This window comes from Paraburkholderia phenazinium, assembly GCF_900100735.1.
Taxonomy (GTDB): Bacteria; Pseudomonadota; Gammaproteobacteria; order Burkholderiales; family Burkholderiaceae; genus Paraburkholderia; species Paraburkholderia phenazinia.
Window position 1 is genome coordinate 120,756 of record NZ_FNCJ01000019.1, and the last position, 23,032, is coordinate 143,787.

Consider the following 23,032-nt stretch of genomic DNA (forward strand, 5'->3'; position numbering starts at 1 on the left):
AAAAATGTAGGAGCCACTTATGCGTGCAAGCGTTTTATCAGACTGGCTGGCGCAGCGCCTCGACCGCGGCAACGGCCAGCCGGTCTACCGCCAGCTACATCGCTTGCTGCAGCAGGCCATCCTGTCGCGCGAACTGCCGGCTGGCAGCAAGGTGCCGTCCTCGCGGCTGCTCGCCAATGAACTCGGGATCGCCCGCAATACCGTGACCCAGGTCTACGAGCAGCTCGCGCTCGAGGGCTACGTCACGTCCACCACCGGACGCGGCACCTTCGTGGCCGATAGCGCACCTGATGAAATCGTCGGCGCGCCCGACGCGGTTGCACCCGCCGCGGCGCCGCAGCCGCTGTCCGCGCGGCGGGCGTTGTCCACCCGCGGCGCGCGTCTGATTGCTGGGGCGGGGGTGTCGAAGCGGCAGTGGGGCGCTTTCATGCCGGGCGTGCCGGACGTCTCGAAGTTTCCGGCCCGAGTCTGGAGCCGCTTGCAGGCCAAGTACTGGCGCAGACTGCGCCCGGACCTGCTGACCTATGCGCCGGGCGGCGGCCTCGCATTGCTGCGGCATGCGCTTGCCGACTATCTGCGCACCTCACGTTCGGTACGCTGTACGCCTGAGCAGATCATCATCACGACCGGCATTCACCAATCGGTCGATCTGGCCGTGCGCCTGCTATCCGATCCGGGCGACGTGATCTGGACTGAAGACCCGTGCTACTGGGGCGTGCGCAGCGTGCTGCATGTCTCGGGGCTGCAATCGCGGCCGATCGCCGTCGACACCGAAGGGATCAACCCCTCGGCGGACGACCTCGCCCAGCCGCCGAAGCTGATGCTGGTCACGCCGTCGCATCAGTATCCGCTCGGCATGGTGATGAGCCTGGCGCGGCGGCGCATGTTGCTGGAATACGCGCGGCAGCATCAGTGCTGGATCATCGAAGACGATTACGACAGCGAGTTCCGCTACGGTAGCCGCCCGCTGGCATCGTTGCAGGGGCTGGATACGGCTGGGCAGGTGATCTATGTCGGCAGTTTCGGCAAGACGCTCTTTCCAGGGTTGCGGATCGGCTACCTGGTGGTGCCGGAAGCGCTGGCAGAGAGTTTCGCCACCGCCAGCGCCGAGTTGTATCGTGAGGGACAACTGTTGCAACAGGCCGTGCTCGCAGAGTTCATCGCGGAAGGGCATTTCACCTCGCACATTCGCAAGATGCGTACGCTCTACGGCCAACGACGTCAGACGGTACTCGACGCGGCCGCACGCCGCTATGGTGACGCGATGCCGGCTGTGGGCGGCGATGCGGGGTTGCATCTGGTGATGCAACTGCCCGAAGGCGCGGACGACCGCGCAGTCGCGGCGGCGGCGCTGGAGCGCAATATCGTGGTGCGGGCGCTGTCGGGCTACTACGCGCAACCGGAGCAATCGCCGTCGGGTTTGTTGATCGGCTATGCCTGCGTGCCCGACGAGGAGATTGCGCCAGCGTTCAATACGCTTGCTGATGCGATAGATGCGACGTTGGTGCAGTTTGCATGAGGAAGTGGCAAAGCGCTTATCCAAACCACTACGTACGTCGCAGACGGGTTTGCTAGCGAGGCGCTGCGTGGCGAATTGAAGACGAAATTCGGCATGCAGCCAACGTCGCCATCGCCAACGCCGTCATCGCATGAGCCGCCGGCGCGATGACACCGGCGGCTTCAGCTCAATATCAGATCACCTTCTCGCGCAGCCACGCAGAGACAAGATCAATCGCTGTGACCACGACAATCACCATGATCAGCACCGCCGCGGTCGACGCATAATCGAACGAACGGATCGCCTCGTACAGCACCACGCCGATACCGCCTGCGCCGACCATGCCCACCACCATCGCCGAGCGCACGTTCGATTCGAAGCGATACAGCGCATACCAGATCCACAACGGCAACACTTGCGGCAACACGGCGTAGATGATCTCGTCGAGACTGGTGGCGCCGGTCGCTCGAACGCCTTCCGCAGGACGCGGGTCGATCGCTTCGACCGCTTCGGCGAACAGCTTGGCGAGCACGCCGGTGGTATGCACCCATAACGCCAGCACGCCGGCGAATGGGCCAAGGCCGACCGCGACGATGAACAGCATCGCGAAGACCATTTCATTGATCGCGCGGCACGCGTCCATCAAGCGGCGCACCGGTTGCACGACCCATTGCGGCGCCATGTTCCTTGCGCACATCAGCCCGCACGGCACGGCGCACACCAGCGACAGGGCCGTGCCCCACACCGCGACCGACAAGGTCACATACATTTCATGCAGGTACGTGCGCCATTCGGTGAAGTCCGGCGGGAAAAAATCCCTGGCGAACTGACCCATGTTGCCGGCGTCCGACCACAGGTCGAACGGCCGCATATCCGCGCCGTGCCAGCCGACGCCGAGCACGGCAAAGACGGCGACCCAGCCGAGTAGCGACAGCCAGCTCCGTTTGGCGACGCCGCTATCCGCCAACGCGCTGGGTGCGAGCGTCGTGCTTTGCGGGCTCAGGTCGGCGGCGTTCATGGCTTGGCGGTGGCGGTGTTCAAGGCGCTCAGCTTCGCGTCGAGTGCGGCGAGCTGGGTCTTGCGATCGTCGTCGGACAGATGCGTATCCGCCGCGATCTTCTGCTTTTGCTGGAACAGCGCGATCTGTCGGATCGGCAACAACTGTGCGTCCGATGATGCGGTGAAGCCGTTGTACTCGGTGATCGCCGCCATTACGGCCTTTTCGTGCGGGTCGCTCTTGCCGTAGTTGAGGAAGAACGTGCGTACCTTGTCCTTGGTTGCCTGCGGCAGATCCTTGCGCCACACGAGCGGGTCCGACGCGATCAGCGGCGAGGTCCACAACACGCGCACCTGGGCGAACTTGTCCGGATGGTCCTTCTTCAGCGTGTCGAGCATCTCGGTGTTGTTGGTGGCGATGTCGATCTTGTTGTTCACCACCGCCAGCAGGTTCGCTTCATGGCTCGACGGCAGCACCGCCTTGAACGAGGTGTTCACCGGCGCATTGTGCTTCGCGAACAGGTAATAGCCGGGAATCAGCGTGCCCGAGGTGGAGTTCGGGTCGCCGAAGCCGAGCGTGACATCCTTAGTATTCTTGAAGACGTCGTCGAGCGTCTTGAAGCGGCTGTTCACGTTGGTGATCAGCACCGACTTGTAGCCGGAGTCGCCGTTCGCATAGGTGATCTTGGCGAACACTTCGCCGTTGGCGCGGTCCACCGCTTCCATCGCCGAGGCATTGCCGAAGTAGCCTACCTGGACCTTGTTGAAGCGCATGGCTTCGATAATGCCCGCGTAGTCGGTCGCAAAGAAGGCTTTCACATGCAGGCCGGTTTGCTTGCTCATGTCGTCAATCAGCGGTTGCCAGCGTTGCGAGAGCACTGCGGACGAATCGGTCGAAATGATGCCGAGATTGAGGTCTTCGGCATGGGCGGCGACGCACACAAGTGCAGCCGCGCCGGCGATCAGTGAGCGCAGGAGTTTCATCGAACTAATCCAGTTTACTAAAGAGAGAGCGGAAGGGGAACGGCAAGTGATCGGGTGTCAGGCGGCGAGTGCGGCTTCAACTTCGACGCCGTCCGCGAGCAGTTCGCGGACATCGTCGCCATAGAGCTGTTTCAACAGCGGCGCGGTGAGCGCAGCGGACGGGCCGTCGTAGACGATCCTGCCGCGGCGCAGCGCGATGGTGCGCGGGCAGTACTGCATTGCCATCTCCACCTGATGCAGCGAGACCAGCACGGTCAGGCCATGGTCGCGGTTGAGCGCGCGCAGCATCTCCATCACGCGGCGCGACGATTCCGGGTCGAGCGAGGCGATCGGTTCATCGGCGAGGACGATGCGGGCGCGCTGCACCAGTGCGCGGGCCAGTGCCGCGCGTTGCTGCTGTCCGCCGGAGAGCGTCGCAGCGCGCTCGCGCGCGTGTTCGGCAATGCCGACTTCGCCCAGCGCCGCTAGTGAGAGCGCGCGTTCGCTGCGCGGAAAGCGGCCGGTCAGGCGCCGCCACAACGGTAGCCGCGCCAGCGCGCCGATCAGCACGTTGGCCTCCACCGAGAGCCGGTTGACCAGATTGAACTGCTGGAACACGAAGCCGATATCGCGGCGAATCCGCCGTACTTCCCGCGCGAGCCGCCCATTCTGCTGGATCGGCCGGCCGAGAATCGCGATCTGCGACGGCTGTGGGTCGGAGACCGCGAAGCCTGCGATGTGGCGCAGCAGCGTCGATTTACCCGAGCCGGAAGCGCCGATCAGGGCGACCATCTCGCCTTGCCCGACGCGCAGATCGATTTCGTCGAGTGCCTTGCGGCCGTTAGCGAAGGTCTTGCTCAGGCGTTCGATGCGGATTGCTTCCATACGTATCCCGTCCATGCCTCCGGCACGCGCCGGAATGTGGGAGCCATTCTAGGAACGCTCTGTGACGGTTGAGTGAAGATATCTAAACGTCTATACGACTATATCTGTGCGGCAAATCGTCCCGGAACGAAAGGCCTTGTTCGAGCAGCGATATGTCAGCCATGTGACACTAGCTGCAGGGCGCGCACGGTGTCATCTAATATTGGCCGCGAACAGGCTATATTGCTGAAAACAGCGCGTGTGCCGTCCCCAATAACCTTGCAATTCACATTCGGCGTCGCCATGCAGGCTCTCAGCTTTCTACCCGACAGCTTCGCGGAATACGAGGATCTCAAAACGATCCTCGACGCCGGCAGTGCAAGCTTCGAAGTCAACACGCTCTGCGAGGCGCACGTCCATGGCCGAACCTTTCCTGTCCTGACGGCGAGCATCGGGTCGAGCGATCCGCAGGCGCCGGCCATCGGGTTTTTCGGCGGCATTCACGGCCTCGAGCGCATCGGCACTCAACTCGTGCTCGACTACATGCGCTCGCTGCTGTCGCGCCTCGAATGGGACGAACTGCTGGTGCGGCAGTTGCAATCGATTCGTCTGATCTTTATGCCCATCTGCAATCCGGGGGGGATGTGGGCCGCCACACGTGCCAATCCGAACGGCGTGGACCTGATGCGCAACGCGCCGCAGGACGCCGACGAACGGGTGCCTTTGCTGGCGGGCGGCCAGCGCCTCGGCGCCTGGCTGCCGTGGTATCGCGGACGGCGCGGCGCACCGATGGAGGTCGAAGCCGCCGCGCTTCTGAAGCTGGTGGAAACCGAACTGGCCTCGCGGCCGCTCAGCTTCGCGCTCGATTGTCACTCTGGTTACGGCTGGCGCGACAGCATCTGGTTTCCCTATGCCCGCACGCGCAAGCTGATGCCGCATCTGCCGGAGATGTTCGTGCTGAAGTCGATGTTCGAGCGCGCCCATCCGCATCACGGCTACGCCTTCGAACCGCAGAGCCATCAATATCTGCTACACGGCGATCTATGGGACTGCGCGTACGACCGCGCGCCGTCTGAGCATGTGTTTCTGCCGATGACGCTCGAACTCGGCTCGTGGTTATGGATCAAGAAGAACCCGCGGCAACTGTTCTCGCGCCAGGGCATGTTCAATCCGGTCAAGGCGCACCGCACGGCGCGGGTGCTGCGGCGCCACGCGAACCTGCTCGATTTCCTGACCCGCGCAGCGTTCGCCTCGCAGCGATGGTTGCCGCAGGGCAGCCGGCGCCAGCAATTGCTGCATAGCGCGATTCAACACTGGTATCGGACGGCTGGCGCATGAGTACGTGGATCCTGTTGCGTGGACTCACGCGCGAAACGCGTCACTGGGGCCGCTTCCCGGCCATCCTGCATGACGCTGTCAAGACCGACAGCCTGCTGCAGCTCGACCTGCCGGGCAACGGCGCGCTGATCGAGCAGCGTGCGCCGGGCGAGGTGGCCGCGATGGTCGGCTTCGTGCGGCTGGCGGTGGCGCAAAGCAGCGTGCCGGGGCCGTACCGGGTGCTGGCGATGTCGCTCGGTGGGATGGTGGCGACCGCGTGGGCGCAACAGTATCCCGACGAGATCGAACGGCTCGTGCTGATCAATACGAGCATGCGGCCGTTTAGCCGCATGACGGAGCGCCTGCGTCCCCAGGCGTGGCCGGGGCTGCTGCAGGTGGCGGCTGACTGGCGTAACGGCCGCGAAGCCGAGACGATCATCCACCGGCTGACCTGCAACAATCGCGAGGCGCTGGCGGACGATCTCGCGGTATGGAGTGCGATTCGCGAGAGTGCGCCGGTGAGCCGCGCCAATGCGCTGCGTCAGTTGTGGGCGGCGGCGCGTTTCAGTGCCGGCGCGGTGGTGCCGCGCTGCGCCACCTTGATTCTGTCGTCGGCGCATGACCGGTTGGTGAACCCGGTGTGTTCGGCGAAACTGGCGGCGGCGTGGGGCGCGGCGCATATGCAGCATCCCTGGGCCGGCCATGACTTGCCGCACGACGATCCGGTCTGGACCAGCGAGGCAGTCGGGGCATGGTTGCCGGAGGCTGCGGATGCGACGGGGAAGACGTTTTAATATCAGGAGATCATCGCATGTCGTTACGTTTTGCTTTGCACCTTACGCCGCGACGTCGGCTGGCCCGCGCTTTCACCAGCGTCTCACTCGTGCTTGCTTGCAGCGCCGTTTGCAGGAGTGCCGCGCTTGCACAAGCCGAGGTTCCCGCCGCACTCACACCAGGCGAAGCGACCCACGTGATCGCCGCGCTCAAGGCGAGCGGCACGCAGATCTACGTCTGCAAACGCGATTCGAACAATCAGTTGGCGTGGGTCTTCAAGGCGCCGAGCGCCGAACTGTATGACGCGTCGGGTCAACTGGTGGTCAGGCACGGTGCCGGACCTTCATGGGAGGCCAGCGACGGCAGCAAGATCACCGGCAAGGTGTTGCAGCAAGCGCCGAATACCGATCAGCCTGGCAGCATCCCGCTTCTGTTGCTGCAGGCAAGCAATGCCGGCGGCCCCGGCTTGCTCTCAGCGGTGCGCTACGTACAGCGGCTCGATACGCGCGGCGGCGTAGCGCCGAGCGGACCCTGTACTCAGGAAGGCCAGGAAGGGCGCAGCCCCTATCTGGCCGAGTATGTGTTTCTGGGCTGAGGCACGGCGTCCGGCTCAACACTTAGGCGTAAACCTCATCTGAAATTCGATGTGCGCACGCACATTGAATTTGAGCTATCAGGTGCATAATTCGTTCTCACGATGCAGTCGATTGCCGCCCTTTGTGGAGGACATCATGCAAGCGAAGAACGAAGAATCCGTTGCGCATCTGCTGAACGACGTCGTCGAATTCGCGCGTGGGCGATTGCCGGAACCGACATTCGCCATCGTCGAACCTTTCCTGCGCCACTACTACGATTTCGTCGATTCCGACGATCTGCAAAGCCGCGCAATTGCCGACCTGTATGGCGCCGCGCTGGCGCACTGGCAAACGGCACAGCGTTTCGTGCCCGGCAGCGAACGGTTGCGCGTCTATAACCCCATTCTCGAACAGCACGGCTGGCATTCCGATCATACGGTGATCGAGATCGTCAACGACGACATGCCGTTCCTGGTCGATTCGGTTTCGATGGCCGTCAACCGGCTCGGGCTTGCGCTCCATTCGGTCGTGCATCCGGTGTTTCGCATCTGGCGCGGCGCAGACGGCGGTATCGTGCGGGTCGGCCAGGGCGCTGAAGATGCGTCGGATACCCAGTCGCAACTAGCCTCCTTCATTCACTTCGAAGTGGACCGCTGCGGCGACGCCGCAAAGCTCGATGCGTTGAGGGACGATATCGCCAGAGTGTTAGGCGACGTGCGCGCCGCTGTGGAAGACTGGCCGAAGATCGTCGAGATTGCGCGCAGCACCATCAAGGATATGAAGCTGCGCGAGACCAGCGTCGAAGGCACTGAGGCGCGTGCGTTCCTCGAATGGATGGTGGACAACCACTTCACCTTTCTCGGCCAACGCGACTATGAACTCATCTCGCATGACGTCGGCTTCGGTTTGCGGGCGTTGCCGGATTCAGGCCTCGGCATTTTGCGCGAGACGCTGCGGCCAGTGGGCGCTGCCGATGTCACGCCGTTGCCGGCCGCTGCTGCGCAGATCATCCACGGCGCCTCGCCGATCTTCCTGACCAAGGCGAACTCGCGCGCCACGGTGCACCGCCCCGGTTATCTCGACTATGTGGGCATCAAGCTGACTAGTGCCGACGGCAAGACCATCGGCGAGCGGCGGTTTATCGGCCTGTATACGTCGACCGCGTATTTCGTCTCGGCAGCGGAGATTCCGATTGTGCGGCGTAAATGCGCCAACATCGTGCGACGGGCCGGTTTTCTGCCGAAGGGGCATCTGGCGAAATCGCTGGTGACGGTGCTCGAAACCTATCCGCGCGACGAACTGTTTCAGGCTGAAGAAGACCAGCTCTACGATATCGCGCTCGGCGTGCTGCGACTGCAGGAGCATCAGCGCACGCGCCTGTTCGTGCGGCGCGACCGCTTCGACCGCTTTGTCTCGTGCCTCGTATTCGTGCCGCGCGACAAGTACAACACCGATCTGCGGCGCCGCATTGCCAACCTGCTGACCGACGTGTTCAACGGCGCGAGCGTCGAGTTTACGCCCTTGTTGTCGGAGTCGACCCTCGCGCGGATTCATTTCGTCGTGCACGCCGAGCCGGGCGCGATGCCCGATGTGGACACCCGCGAACTCGAAGCGCGCCTCGTGCAGGTAACGCGCCGCTGGCAGGACGATCTGGCCGATGCGCTGATCGACGCGTTCGGCGAGGAGCAGGGCAATCGCCTGCTCCAGCATTACGCCGATTCGTTTCCGGCCGGCTACCGTGACGATTATCCGGCCCGCACGGCGGTGCGTGACATTGAGTTGATTGAGCGCTTGCAAGGTGGCGAGCGGATCGCGATGAACCTGTATCGCCCGATCGAATCCGGCCCGCGTGCGTTTCGCTTCAAGGTATACCGCGCTGGGCAGCCGATCGCCTTGTCGCGCAGCCTGCCGATGCTCGAACATCTCGGCGTGCGCGTCGACGAAGAGCGGCCCTATCTGATCGAGGCGCTCGACGCGAGTGCTGCGTGGGTCCACGACTTCGGACTCGAACTCGCTGACGACACCGAGTTCGATATCGAGCGCGTCAAGAACCTCTTCGAAGATGCGTTCGAGCAGGTCTGGACTGGCGAGATCGAAAGCGACGACTTCAATCGCCTGGTGCTGCGCGCCCAGCTTGCAGCGCGCGAGGTGACGATCTTGCGGGCCTACGCGAAGTATCTGCGGCAAGTCGGCTCGACCTTCAGCGACGCGTATATCGAGCGCGCGCTGACCGGCAATCCCACGATTGCCCGCAAGCTCGTCGAACTGTTCGTGGCGCGCTTCGATCCGCTACTGGGCGACACGCGCGAGCCGCGCGTGGAATTGCTGCTCAAATGGATCGACACCGCCCTCGATCAAGTGCCGAACCTCGATGAGGACCGCATCCTGCGGCAGTTCCTCGGCGTCATCAAGGCGACCGAGCGCACCAATTATTACCGGCTCGATCACGAGGGCCGTCCCAAGCCCTACCTGTCGTTCAAGTTCAATCCGGCGCGCGTGCCGGGCTTGCCCGAGCCCAAGCCGATGTTCGAGATCTGGGTGTACTCGCCGCGCGTCGAAGGCGTGCACCTGCGGGGCGGGCGCGTGGCGCGCGGCGGCCTGCGCTGGTCGGACCGGCGCGAGGACTTCCGCACGGAAGTGCTTGGCCTGATGAAAGCGCAGATGGTCAAGAACGTGGTGATCGTGCCGGTCGGCTCGAAGGGCGGCTTCGTCGTGAAGAACCCGCCGCCCCCCGGCGACCGCGAAACGTGGATGCGCGAGGGCATTGCCTGCTATCAGACCTTCCTGCGCGGCCTGCTCGATCTGACCGACAATCTTGCCGGCAGCGAGATCGTGCCGCCGCCCGACGTGGTGCGGCACGACCCTGACGACCCGTATCTGGTGGTGGCAGCGGACAAGGGTACGGCGACGTTTTCCGACTACGCAAATGCGATTTCGCAGGAGTACGGTTTCTGGCTTGACGATGCGTTCGCATCGGGCGGTTCGGTCGGCTACGACCACAAGAAGATGGCGATCACGGCGCGCGGCGCCTGGGAATCGGTGAAGCGGCATTTCCGCGAGATGGGTGTCGACACCCAGGCGACGGATTTCACGGTGGTGGGCATCGGCGATATGTCGGGTGACGTGTTCGGCAATGGCATGCTGCTCTCGCCGCATATCAAGCTGGTGGCCGCGTTCGATCACCGGCATATCTTCCTCGACCCGAATCCCGATCCGGCCGCGAGCCTGGCGGAGCGCGGACGCATCTTTATCCTCGAACGCTCCAGTTGGGCCGACTACGATCCGGCCTTGATCTCGGCGGGCGGCGGTGTGTTTCCGCGTACTGCCAAGACGATCCCCGTATCGTCCGCCATGCAGACGGTGCTCGGTATCAACGCAGCCGCGCTGCCGCCGAACGAATTGATCCACGCCATCCTGCAGGCGCCGGTGGATCTGCTCTACAACGGCGGTATCGGAACCTACGTGAAGGCGGCGCATGAGACGCACGCGCAGGTCGGCGATCGCGCCAACGATGCGGTGCGCGTGAACGGCGCGGACTTGCGCTGCAAGGTGGTGGCGGAGGGCGGCAATCTCGGACTCACGCAGCTTGGACGCATTGAGTTCGCGTTGCGCGGCGGCCGCATCAATACCGATGCGATCGACAATTCCGCAGGGGTGGATTGTTCGGACCACGAAGTCAACATCAAGATTCTGCTTGGTCTGGTGGTGGCGGACGGCGAGATGACCGAGAAGCAGCGTAATGCGTTGCTGGCCGATATGACCAATGAGGTCGGTCTGCTGGTGCTGCAGGACAACTATTACCAGACCCAGGCGCTATCGATTGCAGGCCGTTACAGCCTCGAATTGTTTGACGCGGAGACCCGCTTCATGCGCTGGCTCGAGCGGGCAGGGCGCCTGAACCGGGTGATCGAATTCCTGCCGACCGATGAGGAAATTGCCGAACGGCAGGCCGCGAAGCAAGGGCTGACCTCGCCGGAGCGTGCGGTGTTGCTCGCCTACAGCAAGATGTGGCTGTACGACGCGCTGCTCGAATCGGATATGCCGGAAGACCCATTGGTCAGCGGCATGCTGATCGACTATTTCCCGAAGCCGTTGCGGCATCGCTTCAGCGACCCGATGCATCACCATCCGCTGCGGCGCGAGATTCTCGCTACGTATCTGACTAACGCGCTGGTCAACCGGGTGGGCTGCGAGTTCGTGCACCGGTTGATGGAGGAGACCGACGCAAAGCCGGGCGAGATCGTGCGGGCCTGCATCATGGCGCGCGACGTGTTCGATCTGGACGAGGTGTGGCACAACATCGACGCGCTCGATAACCGTGTGGCCGATGATGTGCAGGCACGCATGTTCGTCGAAGTGGCGCGGCTGGTGGAACGAGCGGCGTTGTGGTTCTTGCGGCAATTGCAGTCCGGCGCGGTCAGCGACGTGCCGGCTCTGCTGGCACGGTGCCGCGACGCCGCGCAGCGGCTAGCTTCGCAATGGCCGGCGCTGTTGCCGGCTGCGGATCTGGACGCCTTGTCGGAACGGCAGCGGATTCTGGTGGACGCGGGCGTCGATAGCGAACTGGCGGTGCGAGTGGCGAGCGGCGAGATCTCCGCGGCGCTGCTCGATATTGCCGAGGTCGCGGCCACCTGCAACCAGCGTCTGGAACTGGTCGCGGGGGTCTATTTCGCGCTTGGCACGCAACTCAACTACGGCTGGATCGGCGAGCGCGCCAATTCGCTGCCCACGCCAACGCATTGGGATATGCTTGCGCGGGCCGCTGCGCTCGCCGAACTGGCGCGCCTCAAGCGCGCCTTGACGACCAGCGCGCTGACCGGGGCGACGGAAGCGTCGACGCCGGAGGAGCGGGTCGAAAAATGGCAGGAGCAGCGCGCGGCGCCGCTCGATCGCTATGCGCGCCTGCTTGCCGATCTGCGGGCTTCGGGTGGATCGAGCCTCTCGGTGCTGCTGGTCATCGTGCGTGAAATGGCGGTGCTGGAACGGGCCTGACAGCGAAGCGCCATTAAGCGGCACCGGCTCCCGTGACGGGGTGGCAGGGAGCGAGTTGGACGCAGGCCCCCCGGATTGCCCATAATAGGCACTCTTGCCATTCCCTCTTTGGCGCCTTCAACTCGCGCCTCGAACCCGCCATGACCGATCCCGTTGCAACGAACCCTGCTGTACCGCGCCTCACCAGCCTCTCGCACGGCGGCGGCTGTGGCTGCAAGATCGCGCCCGGCGTGCTGGCCGATCTGCTCAAGCGCAGCGTGCCGCTGCCGGCCTTTCCCGACCTGCTGGTCGGCACCGAGACCGCCGACGATGCGGCCGTGTACCGTCTGAACGACGAGCAGGCGATCATCGCCACCACCGATTTCTTCATGCCGATCGTCGACGATCCGTACGACTTCGGCCGCATTGCGGCAACCAATGCGCTCTCCGACGTCTACGCAATGGGCGGCAAACCGATCCTCGCGCTGGCGCTGGTCGGCATGCCGATCAACGTGCTGCCGCACGACGTGATCGCGGCGGTGCTGCGTGGCGGTGAAGATATCTGTACCCAGGCAGGCATTCCCGTGGCGGGCGGTCATTCGATCGACTCCGTCGAACCGATCTACGGTCTCGCCGCGCTTGGCGTGATTCATCCGCAACGCATCAAACGCAATGCGTCGGCACGCGCCGGCGATGTGCTGGTGCTCGGCAAGCCGCTAGGCGTAGGCGTGCTATCCGCGGCTCTGAAAAAGAACCAGCTCGATGACGCGGGCTACGCCGCGATGATCGCGAACACTACCAAGCTCAATCGCCCGGGGACCGAACTGGCCGCCTTGCCCGGCGTGCATGCGCTAACCGATGTGACGGGCTTTGGCCTGCTAGGGCATACGCTGGAACTGGCGCGCGGCGCGGGTCTCGCCGCCCATCTGCGTTATGCGGACCTGCCGTGGCTCGCCGGTGTCGAGGCGTTTGCCGATGCCGGGGTGGTGACCGGTGCGTCTGGGCGCAACTGGGCGTCGTACGGCGAGAGTATCGGCCTTGGCGCGGGGCTGCCCGAGCGGGCCCGTGCGCTGCTGACCGACCCGCAGACCTCAGGCGGCCTGTTGGTCTCCTGCGCGCCCGATAGCGTGGATGACGTATTGGCAATCTTCCGTGCGGATGGTTTCGATCGTGCCACGGTGATCGGCGAGATGCGCGACGGCGCCCCGCGTGTAGAGGTGGCGTAATCAAACGATGAAAGAAGAATCGCCGAAGGCCATCTTTTACGCGCTTGCTGCCAACATCGGAATTGCCGTATTCAAGTTTGCCGCTGCTATCTTCACGCAGTCCGGTTCGATGTTTGCCGAAGCCATTCACTCAACCGCCGACTGCGGCAATCAACTGCTGCTGTTATTCGGCCTGCGCGAGGCGCGCCGGCCGCCGAGCCCGCTTCATCCGATGGGCGCTGGGCGCGAAATCAACTTCTATTCGCTGCTGGTGGCGTTGTTGCTGTTCTTCGTCGGCGGGGCGTTTTCTGTCTACGAGGGCGTGCATCGGCTGTTTGAGCACGAGCCCTTGTCGCATGCCTATGTGGCGCTGGTCGTGCTGGGCGTCTCGGTGGTCCTCGAAACGCTGTCGCTGATGGGCGCAGTCAGGGAAATTCGCAAGACCCATCCCGACAAGTCGATGTGGCGCTGGTTTCGCGAAACGCGCGAATCGGATCTGCTGGTGGTGGCCGGCGAGGACATCGCGGCGTTGGCGGGCCTTGCCATCGCGTTTGTCGCGGTGCTGCTGACGATGATCACCGGCAATCCGATGTTCGACGCGCTCGGCTCGATCGGTGTTGGGCTCTTGTTGATGGTGATTGCCTGGCTGGTGGCGCGCGAAGTGAAATCGATGATCGTCGGCGAATCGGCTAGTCCCGAGGTGCGCAGCGCCATTGAAGCGCATCTGCGCTCGCGTGCCGAGATACGCGGCATCATCAATATGATTACCCTGCAGTGGGGCCGCGATGTGGTGGTCGCCGTGCAGGCGGAGATGATCGACTATCCGAGCGGCCGCGCGATGGTCGACGCGATCAATGTGGTCGAGGCCGACTTGCAGGCCGCTTTTCCGCAGGTGCGCTGGGTTTTCTTCGAGCCTGATGTGCCGCGTTCGCAGCGGGGCTGAGCGCCGTGCCGCGCCGCGCGGTTAGCGGCGATCATGTTCGTGTCTGGGCTAGATCGGCGCCGCGAGGCGCCATGTCGTACCGTGCGGCGCTTACTTGAACCCCGTTACCGCGTGCAGTACATACAGTTCTTCACGCTGCTGCACTTCCTCTGCGCTCAGCTTTAGCGAAAGCGCCGCAACCGCATCGTCGAGATGATGCGCTTTGGTGGCGCCGACAATCGGTGCAGCAATCACGCTTTTTTGCAGCACCCACGCCAGCGCAACCTGGGCACGCGGCACGCCGCGGGTTGCCGCAATCTGGCCGACCCGTTCGACGATGCGGCGGTCTGCATCTTCGGTCTGCGCGTAGAGCGAGCGGTGGATCTGATACAGGTCGACATAGTCGGTGGAGAGACGCTGCAGGCTCGCGTCGATCTGCGCCATGATCGCCTTGCGCGACAGGCCCATGTCATTGGGACCGGGATGCATGCGGCCGTGAACCTTGGTAGCGATTGCGCAAAACGGACCTTCGAGTAGACGAGGCGATGCAAGGGCATCGCTTATCCATTCCGCATGTCATGTTGAAGCCCATTTGATAATCGCGCAGACTTCACGGTCCGAGTGGCCGAAGCAGATTCACCCAGCTATGATCTGAGCCTGGCCCGCAGTATTAAAACCCTCCCAATCCGCATAACAGAATAAAGGAAGGACACCGATGTTGACTCGTATTATCGCGGCAAGCGCTGCGCTCACCTTTGCGGCGTGTGCGGCTGTCTCGACCGCGCCCGCGTACGCCGACGACAATACCGTGGCGCAAAGCAGCGATGCTTCGCACGGACGCCCCGTCAAGGTGATGATCATTTCCATGTTCGGCCCGGAAGGCCAGGTGTGGCTCGATCACCTCGGACCTTGGCAAGACATCGCGGTTGACGGCCTGTCGCCCGATTATCCAACCGTTCACTGCAACAAGCAGGACGTCTGCGTGATGACCACCGGCATGGGCCACGCCAATGCGGCCGCCTCAATCATGGCGCTCACGTTCTCACCGCGTTTCGATCTGCGGCATACGTACTTCATGGTGGCTGGTATTGCGGGTATCGATCCGCAGCGTGGTACGGTTGGCTCGGCGGCATGGGCCAAATATCTGGTCGACTTCGGCATCCAGTGGGAACTCGATGCGCGCGAAATTCCGTCCAACTGGAACACGGGCTATCTTGGCATCAACACCAAGAGCCCGTCCGACAAGCCACCGCTCGACTACCGCACCGAAGTGTTCCAGCTCAACCCGCAGCTTGCCGATGCTGCGTTTGCGCTGTCGCGCAACGTCACGCTTGCCGACAACGCCCAGGCACAAGCAGCGCGTGCGCACTTCAACTACGCACCCGCCAATTTGCCGCCGTCAGTGATCCAGTGCGATACGCTCGGTGGCGACACGTGGTGGTCGGGCACGCTCATCGGCGAGCGCGCACGCGATTGGACCAAGCTGCTGACCGACGGCAACGGTACCTACTGCACGACGCAGCAGGAAGACAACGCTACGTATGAAGCGCTCAAGCGCGCCGCCAGCACGCATCGGGTCGACCTGAATCGCGTCGCCGTGCTGCGCACCGGTTCGGATTTCGACCGGCCGTATGCGGGCCAGACGAGCGTCGACAATCTGCTCAACTACGCCGCGCAGGGCGGCTTCACGATTGCCGTCGACAACCTGTTTATCGCCGGCAATCCACTGGTCCAGCAGATCGCGACCCACTGGAGCCAGTGGCGCGACGGCGTGCCACAGCGTTAAGAAGCCGTCTCGCTTACGCGTGCTGCGGCTGCGAACGGAACGGTGTCCACACGGGAGTATCGGTATCCCAGTGGTCGAGTTCTGATGGGCTCATGATTGACTCCTTTATTCGCCGCGTGCCACACGCGTGATGCTGTCGTCGCCTTGACCTTGTGCTGCCAGACGAGCTGCCTGGGTTTGACCTTCGAGGCTCAGATTCGGGTAGCTGGTCTTGTTCAGCGACGGCAGCGAGCCGTCGCGATAGGCCGTCACGATCTGCGCTTTTACGTCGGCGCGGCTGACCGTGCTCGCACCTACCGGCGTGTTGCCGTAGCTGCCGGCATGGCCGATTCCACCGCCACCGGCTGCAAATGCCGGGGCGCTGATAGCGAGAGAAACAACCAGTGCTGCGAAGAGATTGCGCTTCATGATTCACTCCTGTCGATTCATTTGCAGCACGCTGCGGCGCTGCGACAGGGTGAAATGTAGGCTTCGGCGAGGGGCGGATAAACCGCCAATTGGCGAAATGAATTGTCGTGAATTCAGAACAATCGCGGCACAGGGGCCGCGATTGCCGTCATGCGTAATGCGGGGCGGATCAGGCGACCCACTCCGTCAGCACCGGTGTATCGAGCGCCGGCGCGGATTCGCGCTCCTCCAGGGTGCGCTTCGTGCAAGGCGTGTCGAGACTGCAACGGCCGCTCAGCAGCGGGCAGCGGTCGAATAACTCCGCAATCCAGTCGACGAATACGCGCACTTTTGGCGACAGATGCCGGCTGTGCGGATAAACCGCCGAAATCGGCATCGGCAGCGGCTTGATGTCGGGCAGCACCTCGACCAACTGGCCCGATTGCAGGTGCGGCAGCACCATGAAAAGCGCCGGCTGGATCAGCCCGAAACCCTCGAGACCGCAGGTGACATAGGCATCCGCGTCGTTCACCGACACCGTGCCCTTCATTTTCACCTCGAGTTCCTTGCCGTCTACCTTGAAGGCCCAGTCGAGCACGCGCCCGGTGCGGCTCGAAAAATAATTCACCGCGCTGTGCGACTCCAGATCCTCGAGCGTGTGCGGCATGCCGTGCTTCTGCAGATAATCTGGCGAGGCACACGTCACCCCTTCGAAGATCCCGATACGGCGTGCCACCAGCGACGAATCCTGCAGCGCGCCGACCCGTACCACGCAATCGACGCCCTCTTGCAGCAGATCGACGGGGCGGTCGGTCAGGCCGAGCTGCAGGTCGATATCCGGGTAGCGAGTGTGGAATTCACACAGAGAAGGGATCACCAGCAGCCGGCCGATCGAGCCCGGCATGTCGATGCGCAGCTTGCCGTGCGGCTTCTTGTTGCCGCTCTGGAAACTGGCTTCGGTCTCTTCGACGTCCGCAAGAATGCGCACGCAGCGTTCGTAGTACGCGGCGCCGTCCGGCGTAAGCGAGAGACGGCGCGTCGTGCGATGCATGAGGCGCGTGCCGAGAAACGATTCCAGATTCTGGATGATGGTCGTGACCGACGCGCGCGGCAGATCGAGCGTTTCCGCCGCTCGGGTGAAGCTATTGGTGTCGACGACACGGGTGAACACTTGCATGGCCTGAAGACGGTCCATGGCTAACCTCCAAAGGGGCTGGGCGGCCCGCACTGCCAATCGACGAGGTACGGATTAGTCCGGTTTTGCCGGGCCGTGAATTCGATTGTTTGGGCATGCCGAATTGTGTTGCCGGATTATAGGCATTTATTTAGGAGTCTGCTGAACCCACAATTCGCCTCATTCCAGTTCAGAGCGTATTGCGCCGTTCGATATGAATGCATTCAAACCGCCGTACTCCTTTGTGCCGCCTGACCTTGCTCGGGTGGCAGATGTACCGTCGGCACGCAAGGCACTCGACGTGACCAACGTGACGATCGAGGGGCACGCGCAGGACATCACGTTGCGTCTGTATCGCCCGGCCGGCAAAAGTGCACTACCTGTACTCCTTTATTTTCATGGTGGCGGCTTCGTGCGCGGTTCGCTGGACCACGCCGAGTTCGCAGCACGCTATTTCGCAGAACACTTACCGGCGCTGGTCGTTTCGGTGGGTTATTCGCTGGCGCCGCAGTTTCCGTTTCCCGCCGCGCCCGAAGACGCGCACCGTGCGGCCCTGTGGGTGCAGACCCGCGCCCGGGCGTTCGGCGGCAACACGAAATACATCGGCGTGAGCGGCCACGACGCCGGCGGCCAACTGGCCAATTGCCTCGCGTTCATCGCCCGCGATCGCGGCGACGTGCGGATTGCCGCTCAGGCGCTGTTCGGCCCGATGCTGGATCCGAGTCTCACGCGCCTTGGCGACGAACAGCGCCTCGGCTCCGACATCACCGCGAAGGAATGCGCCGCCTGCTACCGCGCGTATCTGCCGCAAGCCTCGCAGCGCATGCACCCGTATGCGGCGCCGCTCGAATCGTCGCGCCTCGCGGGCTTGCCGGCCACGCTGATTGCGACGGCGCAGAACGACGTGCTGCATGTCGAGGCCGAAAAGTATGCGAGCAACCTGATCGATGCCGGCGTGCCGACTCAGGTCGTGCGTTATCCGAGCGTCTCCCATGCCGCGCTGGCCGACCATCCGGCCGCGCTGCAGGAGGCCGTGCGCTTTTTCCAGTGCCGCTTCGATGTGCGCACCCCCCGATAACCCCATTTCAATCCAACTAACTAAAGCCGGGAGCCATTCATGTCTATCTTTTCTACCAAGCGCCATCGTCTGGCGCTAGCCGTTCTGACTGTTGTCGTGATCGCCGGGCTCGGCACGTTCGGCGCGATTCGCGTCGACGCGAGCGCGCCCGCCCAGTCCGCGCCGGCCATCGTGCCGGAAGTGGACGTGGCGGCGGTGATCGAGAAGACCATCACCGACTGGCAAACCTATTCGGGGCGCCTCCAGGCCGTCGAGAAGGTCGAGGTGCGTCCGCAGGTGTCGGGCACGATCGTGTCGGTGAATTTCAAGGACGGTGCGCTCGTGAAGAAGGGCGACACGCTGTTCGTGATCGATCCGCGCCCGTATCAGGCGGAAGTCGACCGTGCGGCCGCGCAACTGGCTGCTGCGCAAGCGCAAGCGGGCTATACGCAAAGCGACTGGGAGCGCGCGCAACGCCTGATCGGCGATAACGCGATCGCCAGGCGCGACTACGACGAGAAGCAGAACGCCGCGCGCGGCGCGAGCGCCAACGTCAAGGCCGCCCAGGCTGCGCTCGAAACGGCGCAGATTAACCTTGGCTATACCAAGGTTATTGCGCCGGTCTCGGGCCGCGTCTCGCGCGCCGAAATCACCGTGGGCAACGTCGTTAGCGCTGGCGCAAGCTCGCCGCCGCTGACGACGCTGGTGTCGGTCTCACCGATCTACGCCTCGTTCGATGCCGATGAGCAGACCTACCTGCAATACATCGGCCGCGAAAAGGACGGCACCAAGGTGCCGGTGCAACTGGGGCTCGCCGATGAGTCGGGCTACTCGCGCACCGGGGTGATCGATTCGGTCGACAACCAGCTCGATACCTCGTCCGGCACGATCCGCGTGCGGGCACGCTTCGACAACCAGGACGGCACGCTGATTCCGGGCCTGTACGCCCGCATCAAGGTGAGCGGCAGCGCGCCGCATCCGGCGCTGCTGATCGACGACGCCGCAGTGGGTACCGATCAGGACAAGAAGTTCGTCTTCGTTGTCGACAAGAGCGATCACGTCGCTTACCGCGAAGTGTCGCTTGGCGCGATGCAAGGCAACCTGCGCGTGGTCAAGTCGGGCCTGCAAAGCGGCGACCGGATCGTCGTCAACGGTACGCAGCGAGTGCGTCCGGGCGAGACGGTGCGCGCTCATGCGGTGCCGATGAACGGCGACGACGCTGCGGACAACGCGTCGGTAGCACAGACGCAGGGGCGTGCGAAAACGCAGAACAACTCGTGAGCCCAGTGCTTAACGGTTGCTTCTTGCGCGCCGCGACCCAGCGCTTCAATTTCAAGAGCCTCTCATGAACATATCCAAATTCTTCATCGACCGGCCGATCTTCGCGGGCGTGCTATCGGTCCTGATCCTGCTGGCGGGCATTATTTCGCTCTTCAAGCTGCCGATCTCCGAGTACCCGGAAGTGGTGCCGCCCTCGGTGGTGGTGCACGCGCAGTATCCGGGCGCCAACCCGAAGGTGATCGCCGAAGCGGTGGCTTCGCCGCTCGAAGAGCAGATCAACGGCGTCGAAAACATGCTGTATATGCAGTCGCAAGCCAATAGCGACGGCAACCTGACGCTGACGGTGACCTTCAAGCTCGGCACCAATCCGGATCTCGCGACGCAACTGGTGCAGAACCGCGTCAACCAGGCGTTGCCGCGCCTGCCGGAAGACGTGCAGCGTCTCGGCGTGACGACCATCAAGAGCTCACCGACGCTGACGATGGTGGTCCACCTGATCTCGCCGAACAACCAGTACGACATGACGTATCTGCGCAACTATGCGCTGTTGAACGTCAAGGACCGGCTGGAACGCATCCAGGGCGTGGGTGAAGTGCAATTGTGGGGCGCGGGCGACTACGCCATGCGCGTGTGGCTCGATCCGCAGAAGGTGGCGCAACGTGGCCTCACCGCTACCGACGTGGTCAATGCGATTCGCGAGCAGAACATCCAGGTGGCAGCCGGTGTAATCGGCGCTTCGCCTTCGGTGCCGGGCACGCAGTTGCAGCTGTCCGTGAATGCGCGCGGCCGTCTGCAGACCACCGGCGAGTTTGGCGATATCGTCGTCAAGACCGCACCGGATGGCGCCGTGACGTATCTGCGCGATATCGCGCGCATCGAACTGGCAGCCTCGGAGTATGGCCTGCGTTCGCTGCTGGACAACAAGCCGGCGGTGGCGCTCGCTATCAACCAGGCGCCGGGTGCGAATTCGCTCGCGATCTCGGACCAGGTACGCGAGCAGATGAAGGAACTGAAGGAAGACATGCCGGCGGGTGTCGACTACAAGATCGTCTATGACCCGACGCAGTTCGTGCGCTCCAGTATCGAGGCCGTGATCCACACGCTGCTCGAAGCGATTGCGCTGGTGGTGATCGTCGTGATCGTGTTCCTGCAGACGTGGCGTGCGTCGATCATTCCGTTGATCGCCGTGCCGGTGTCGATCGTCGGGACCTTCTCGCTGCTGCTCGCCTTCGGCTTCTCGATCAATGCGTTGTCGCTGTTCGGCATGGTGCTGGCGATCGGGATTGTGGTCGACGATGCGATCGTGGTGGTGGAAAACGTCGAACGGAATATCGAAAGCGGGCTCAGTGCGCGTGATGCGACGTATAAGGCCATGCAGGAAGTGAGCGGGCCGATTATCGCCATTGCGCTGACGCTGGTTGCCGTGTTCGTGCCGCTCGCCTTCATGACGGGCCTGACCGGTCAGTTCTACAAGCAGTTCGCGATGACCATCGCGATCTCGACGGTGATCTCGGCGTTCAATTCGCTGACCTTGTCGCCGGCCCTGTCGGCCATGCTGTTGCGCGGCCACGGCGCGAAGGAAGACTTGCTGACGCGTGTAATGAACCGTGTGCTGGGCCGCTTTTTCAAGGGCTTCAACAAGGTGTTCCGCAGCGGTTCGACTGCCTATGGCCGTGGTGTGACTGGCGTCTTGCGGCGCAAGGGCGGCATGCTGGCGGTGTACGCCATCCTGCTCGGCGCGACGGCGTTTATCACCCATATCGTGCCGGGCGGCTTTGTGCCGGCGCAGGACAAGGAATACCTGATAGCGTTTGCGCAGTTGCCGAACGGCGCCTCGCTCGACCGCACCGAAAGCGTGATCCGCGATATGAGCGCGATTGCGCTGAAGCAGCCGGGTGTCGAAAGCGCAGTGGCCTTCCCGGGTCTGTCGGTGAACGGCTTCACCAATAGCTCGAGCGCGGGCATCGTGTTCGTCACGCTCAAGCCGTTCAAGGAGCGTGGCAACAAGGCGCTCTCCGCCGGGGCGATTGCCGGTGCGCTGAACCAGCAGTACGGCGCCATCAAGGATTCGTTCGTCGCCGTGTTCCCGCCGCCGCCGGTGTTGGGTCTCGGTACGCTGGGCGGGTTCAAGATGCAGTTGGAGGACCACGGCGCCCTTGGTTACGCCGCGCTGAATGACGCAGCGCAAGCGTTCATCAAGAAGGCTGCCACCACGCCTGAATTGGGACCGACGTTCTCCAGCTATCAGATCAACGTGCCGCAACTGAATGTCGATCTGGACCGCGTCAAGGCCAAGCAGCTCGGTGTGCCGGTGACGGACGTGTTCGACACGATGCAGATCTATCTGGGCTCGCTGTACGTGAACGACTTCAACCGCTTTGGCCGTGTGTATCAGGTGCGGGTGCAGGCCGACGCGCCGTACCGTCAGCATGCCGACGATATCGGGCAACTGAAGACGCGTAATGCCGCAGGTGACATGGTGCCGCTGTCGTCGCTGGTGACGGTGACGCCGACCTTCGGTCCGGAAATGGTGGTGCGCTACAACGGCTACACGGCTGCCGACATCAACGGCGGACCCGCGCCGGGTTACTCGTCGGGCCAGGCGCAGGCCGCGGCTGAACGCGTTGCTGCGGAAACGCTGCCGCGTGGCGTGAAGCTCGAATGGACCGACCTGACGTATCAGCAGATCATCGCTGGCAATGCGGGCATGTGGGTGTTCCCGATCAGCGTGCTGCTGGTGTTCCTCGTGCTGGCCGCGCTGTACGAAAGCCTGACGCTGCCGCTTGCGGTGATCCTGATCGTGCCGATGAGCCTGTTGTCCGCGTTGACCGGCGTTTGGCTGACGCACGGCGACAACAACATCTTCACGCAGATCGGCTTGATGGTGCTGGTGGGGCTGGCCTCGAAGAATGCGATTCTGATCGTCGAGTTCGCTCGCGAACTCGAACACGATGGTCATACGCCGCTGTCGGCGGCGATCGAAGCGAGCCGCATGCGGCTGCGCCCGATCCTGATGACCTCGATCGCTTTCATCATGGGTGTAGTGCCGCTGGTGCTGTCGAGCGGGGCCGGTTCGGAGATGCGTCATGCGATGGGCATTGCGGTGTTCTTCGGCATGCTCGGCGTCACGCTGTTCGGCCTGATGCTGACCCCCGTGTTCTATGTGGTGCTGCGTACACTTGCTGGCGGCAAGATTCACGTCGCGCAAAAGGACTCGCCGCACTACGCGTTGCCGGTAACGGACGCCTGAAGAGGAAAACAA

Annotated in this window: 16 protein-coding genes and 1 pseudogene; 11 read left to right on the top strand and 6 right to left on the bottom strand. The window is 63.3% G+C overall.

The annotated features are described in order from the left end of the window. The first annotated feature begins 19 nt into the window (after positions 1 to 19). On the top strand, positions 20 to 1,519 hold the full coding sequence (gene pdxR, locus BLQ92_RS31415) for a MocR-like pyridoxine biosynthesis transcription factor PdxR (RefSeq protein WP_090691559.1): 1,500 nt from the start codon (positions 20 to 22) through the stop codon (positions 1,517 to 1,519). 172 nt (positions 1,520 to 1,691) lie between these two features. Here pdxR and phnE read toward each other — a convergent pair whose 3' ends face one another. The 3 genes from phnE to phnC are packed head-to-tail and all read right to left on the bottom strand — an operon-like array spanning position 1,692 to position 4,357. Continuing rightward, entirely contained in the window at positions 1,692 to 2,516 is an 825-nt protein-coding gene (gene phnE, locus BLQ92_RS31420; RefSeq protein WP_090691560.1) for a phosphonate ABC transporter, permease protein PhnE, read from the bottom strand. Continuing rightward, positions 2,513 to 3,478, bottom strand: coding sequence for a phosphonate ABC transporter substrate-binding protein (gene phnD / locus BLQ92_RS31425; RefSeq protein WP_090691561.1), 966 nt, complete (start codon positions 3,476 to 3,478; stop codon positions 2,513 to 2,515). Before phnD ends, phnE begins: the two co-directional genes overlap by 4 nt. 57 nt (positions 3,479 to 3,535) lie before the next feature. Continuing rightward, the gene (gene phnC / locus BLQ92_RS31430) at positions 3,536 to 4,357 is read right to left on the bottom strand and encodes a phosphonate ABC transporter ATP-binding protein (protein ID WP_175772401.1); all 822 of its coding nucleotides are present in this window, start codon (positions 4,355 to 4,357) and stop codon (positions 3,536 to 3,538) included. Between the two features lie 267 nt (positions 4,358 to 4,624). On the opposite strand from phnC, the gene BLQ92_RS31435 reads away from it, so the two are divergent. The 6 genes from BLQ92_RS31435 (at position 4,625) to BLQ92_RS31460 (ending at position 14,106) form a co-directional block, all read left to right on the top strand. After that, positions 4,625 to 5,659 carry a M14 family zinc carboxypeptidase gene (locus tag BLQ92_RS31435; RefSeq protein WP_090691571.1) on the top strand — a complete coding sequence of 345 codons (1,035 nt, stop codon included), beginning with the start codon at positions 4,625 to 4,627 and terminating at the stop codon, positions 5,657 to 5,659. Next, positions 5,656 to 6,432 carry an alpha/beta fold hydrolase gene (locus tag BLQ92_RS31440; protein WP_090691590.1) on the top strand — a complete coding sequence of 259 codons (777 nt, stop codon included), beginning with the start codon at positions 5,656 to 5,658 and terminating at the stop codon, positions 6,430 to 6,432. The genes BLQ92_RS31435 and BLQ92_RS31440 overlap by 4 nt, the downstream gene beginning before the upstream one ends. A 17-nt stretch (positions 6,433 to 6,449) precedes the next feature. Continuing rightward, positions 6,450 to 7,007 carry a DUF3455 domain-containing protein gene (locus BLQ92_RS31445; RefSeq protein WP_090691593.1) on the top strand — a complete coding sequence of 186 codons (558 nt, stop codon included), beginning with the start codon at positions 6,450 to 6,452 and terminating at the stop codon, positions 7,005 to 7,007. A gap of 136 nt (positions 7,008 to 7,143) precedes the next feature. Continuing rightward, positions 7,144 to 11,979, top strand: a complete 4,836-nt coding sequence (locus BLQ92_RS31450) for an NAD-glutamate dehydrogenase (protein ID WP_090691595.1) — start codon at positions 7,144 to 7,146, stop codon at positions 11,977 to 11,979. Positions 11,980 to 12,119: 140 nt separating this feature from the next. Further along, positions 12,120 to 13,184 carry a selenide, water dikinase SelD gene (selD, locus tag BLQ92_RS31455; RefSeq protein WP_090691602.1) on the top strand — a complete coding sequence of 355 codons (1,065 nt, stop codon included), beginning with the start codon at positions 12,120 to 12,122 and terminating at the stop codon, positions 13,182 to 13,184. 7 nt (positions 13,185 to 13,191) lie between these two features. Next, on the top strand, positions 13,192 to 14,106 hold the full coding sequence (locus BLQ92_RS31460) for a cation diffusion facilitator family transporter (protein ID WP_090691610.1): 915 nt from the start codon (positions 13,192 to 13,194) through the stop codon (positions 14,104 to 14,106). Between the two features lie 90 nt (positions 14,107 to 14,196). Here the strand turns inward: BLQ92_RS31460 and BLQ92_RS31465 are convergent. Continuing rightward, positions 14,197 to 14,598 (bottom strand): annotated as a pseudogene (locus BLQ92_RS31465) (aldo/keto reductase); the annotation flags it as partial. Between the two features lie 202 nt (positions 14,599 to 14,800). On the opposite strand from BLQ92_RS31465, the gene BLQ92_RS31470 reads away from it, so the two are divergent. Next, on the top strand, positions 14,801 to 15,871 hold the full coding sequence (locus BLQ92_RS31470) for a purine-nucleoside phosphorylase (protein ID WP_090691611.1): 1,071 nt from the start codon (positions 14,801 to 14,803) through the stop codon (positions 15,869 to 15,871). A gap of 105 nt (positions 15,872 to 15,976) precedes the next feature. On the opposite strand, the gene BLQ92_RS31475 is transcribed toward BLQ92_RS31470, so the two are convergent. Further along, positions 15,977 to 16,279, bottom strand: coding sequence for a DUF4148 domain-containing protein (locus BLQ92_RS31475; RefSeq protein WP_090691614.1), 303 nt, complete (start codon positions 16,277 to 16,279; stop codon positions 15,977 to 15,979). Positions 16,280 to 16,448: 169 nt separating this feature from the next. Then, positions 16,449 to 17,453, bottom strand: coding sequence for a LysR family transcriptional regulator (locus BLQ92_RS31480; RefSeq protein WP_090691618.1), 1,005 nt, complete (start codon positions 17,451 to 17,453; stop codon positions 16,449 to 16,451). Positions 17,454 to 17,646: 193 nt separating this feature from the next. On the opposite strand from BLQ92_RS31480, the gene BLQ92_RS31485 reads away from it, so the two are divergent. The 3 genes from BLQ92_RS31485 (at position 17,647) to BLQ92_RS31495 (ending at position 23,020) form a co-directional block, all read left to right on the top strand. Next, positions 17,647 to 18,510 carry an alpha/beta hydrolase gene (locus BLQ92_RS31485; protein WP_090691621.1) on the top strand — a complete coding sequence of 288 codons (864 nt, stop codon included), beginning with the start codon at positions 17,647 to 17,649 and terminating at the stop codon, positions 18,508 to 18,510. 39 nt (positions 18,511 to 18,549) lie between these two features. Continuing rightward, the gene (locus BLQ92_RS31490; protein ID WP_090691625.1) at positions 18,550 to 19,770 is read left to right on the top strand and encodes an efflux RND transporter periplasmic adaptor subunit; all 1,221 of its coding nucleotides are present in this window, start codon (positions 18,550 to 18,552) and stop codon (positions 19,768 to 19,770) included. A 64-nt stretch (positions 19,771 to 19,834) separates the two neighbouring features. Then, positions 19,835 to 23,020 (top strand): efflux RND transporter permease subunit, encoded by a 3,186-nt coding sequence (locus BLQ92_RS31495; RefSeq protein ID WP_090691628.1) that lies wholly within the window; start codon positions 19,835 to 19,837, stop codon positions 23,018 to 23,020. Positions 23,021 to 23,032 lie beyond the last annotated feature (12 nt).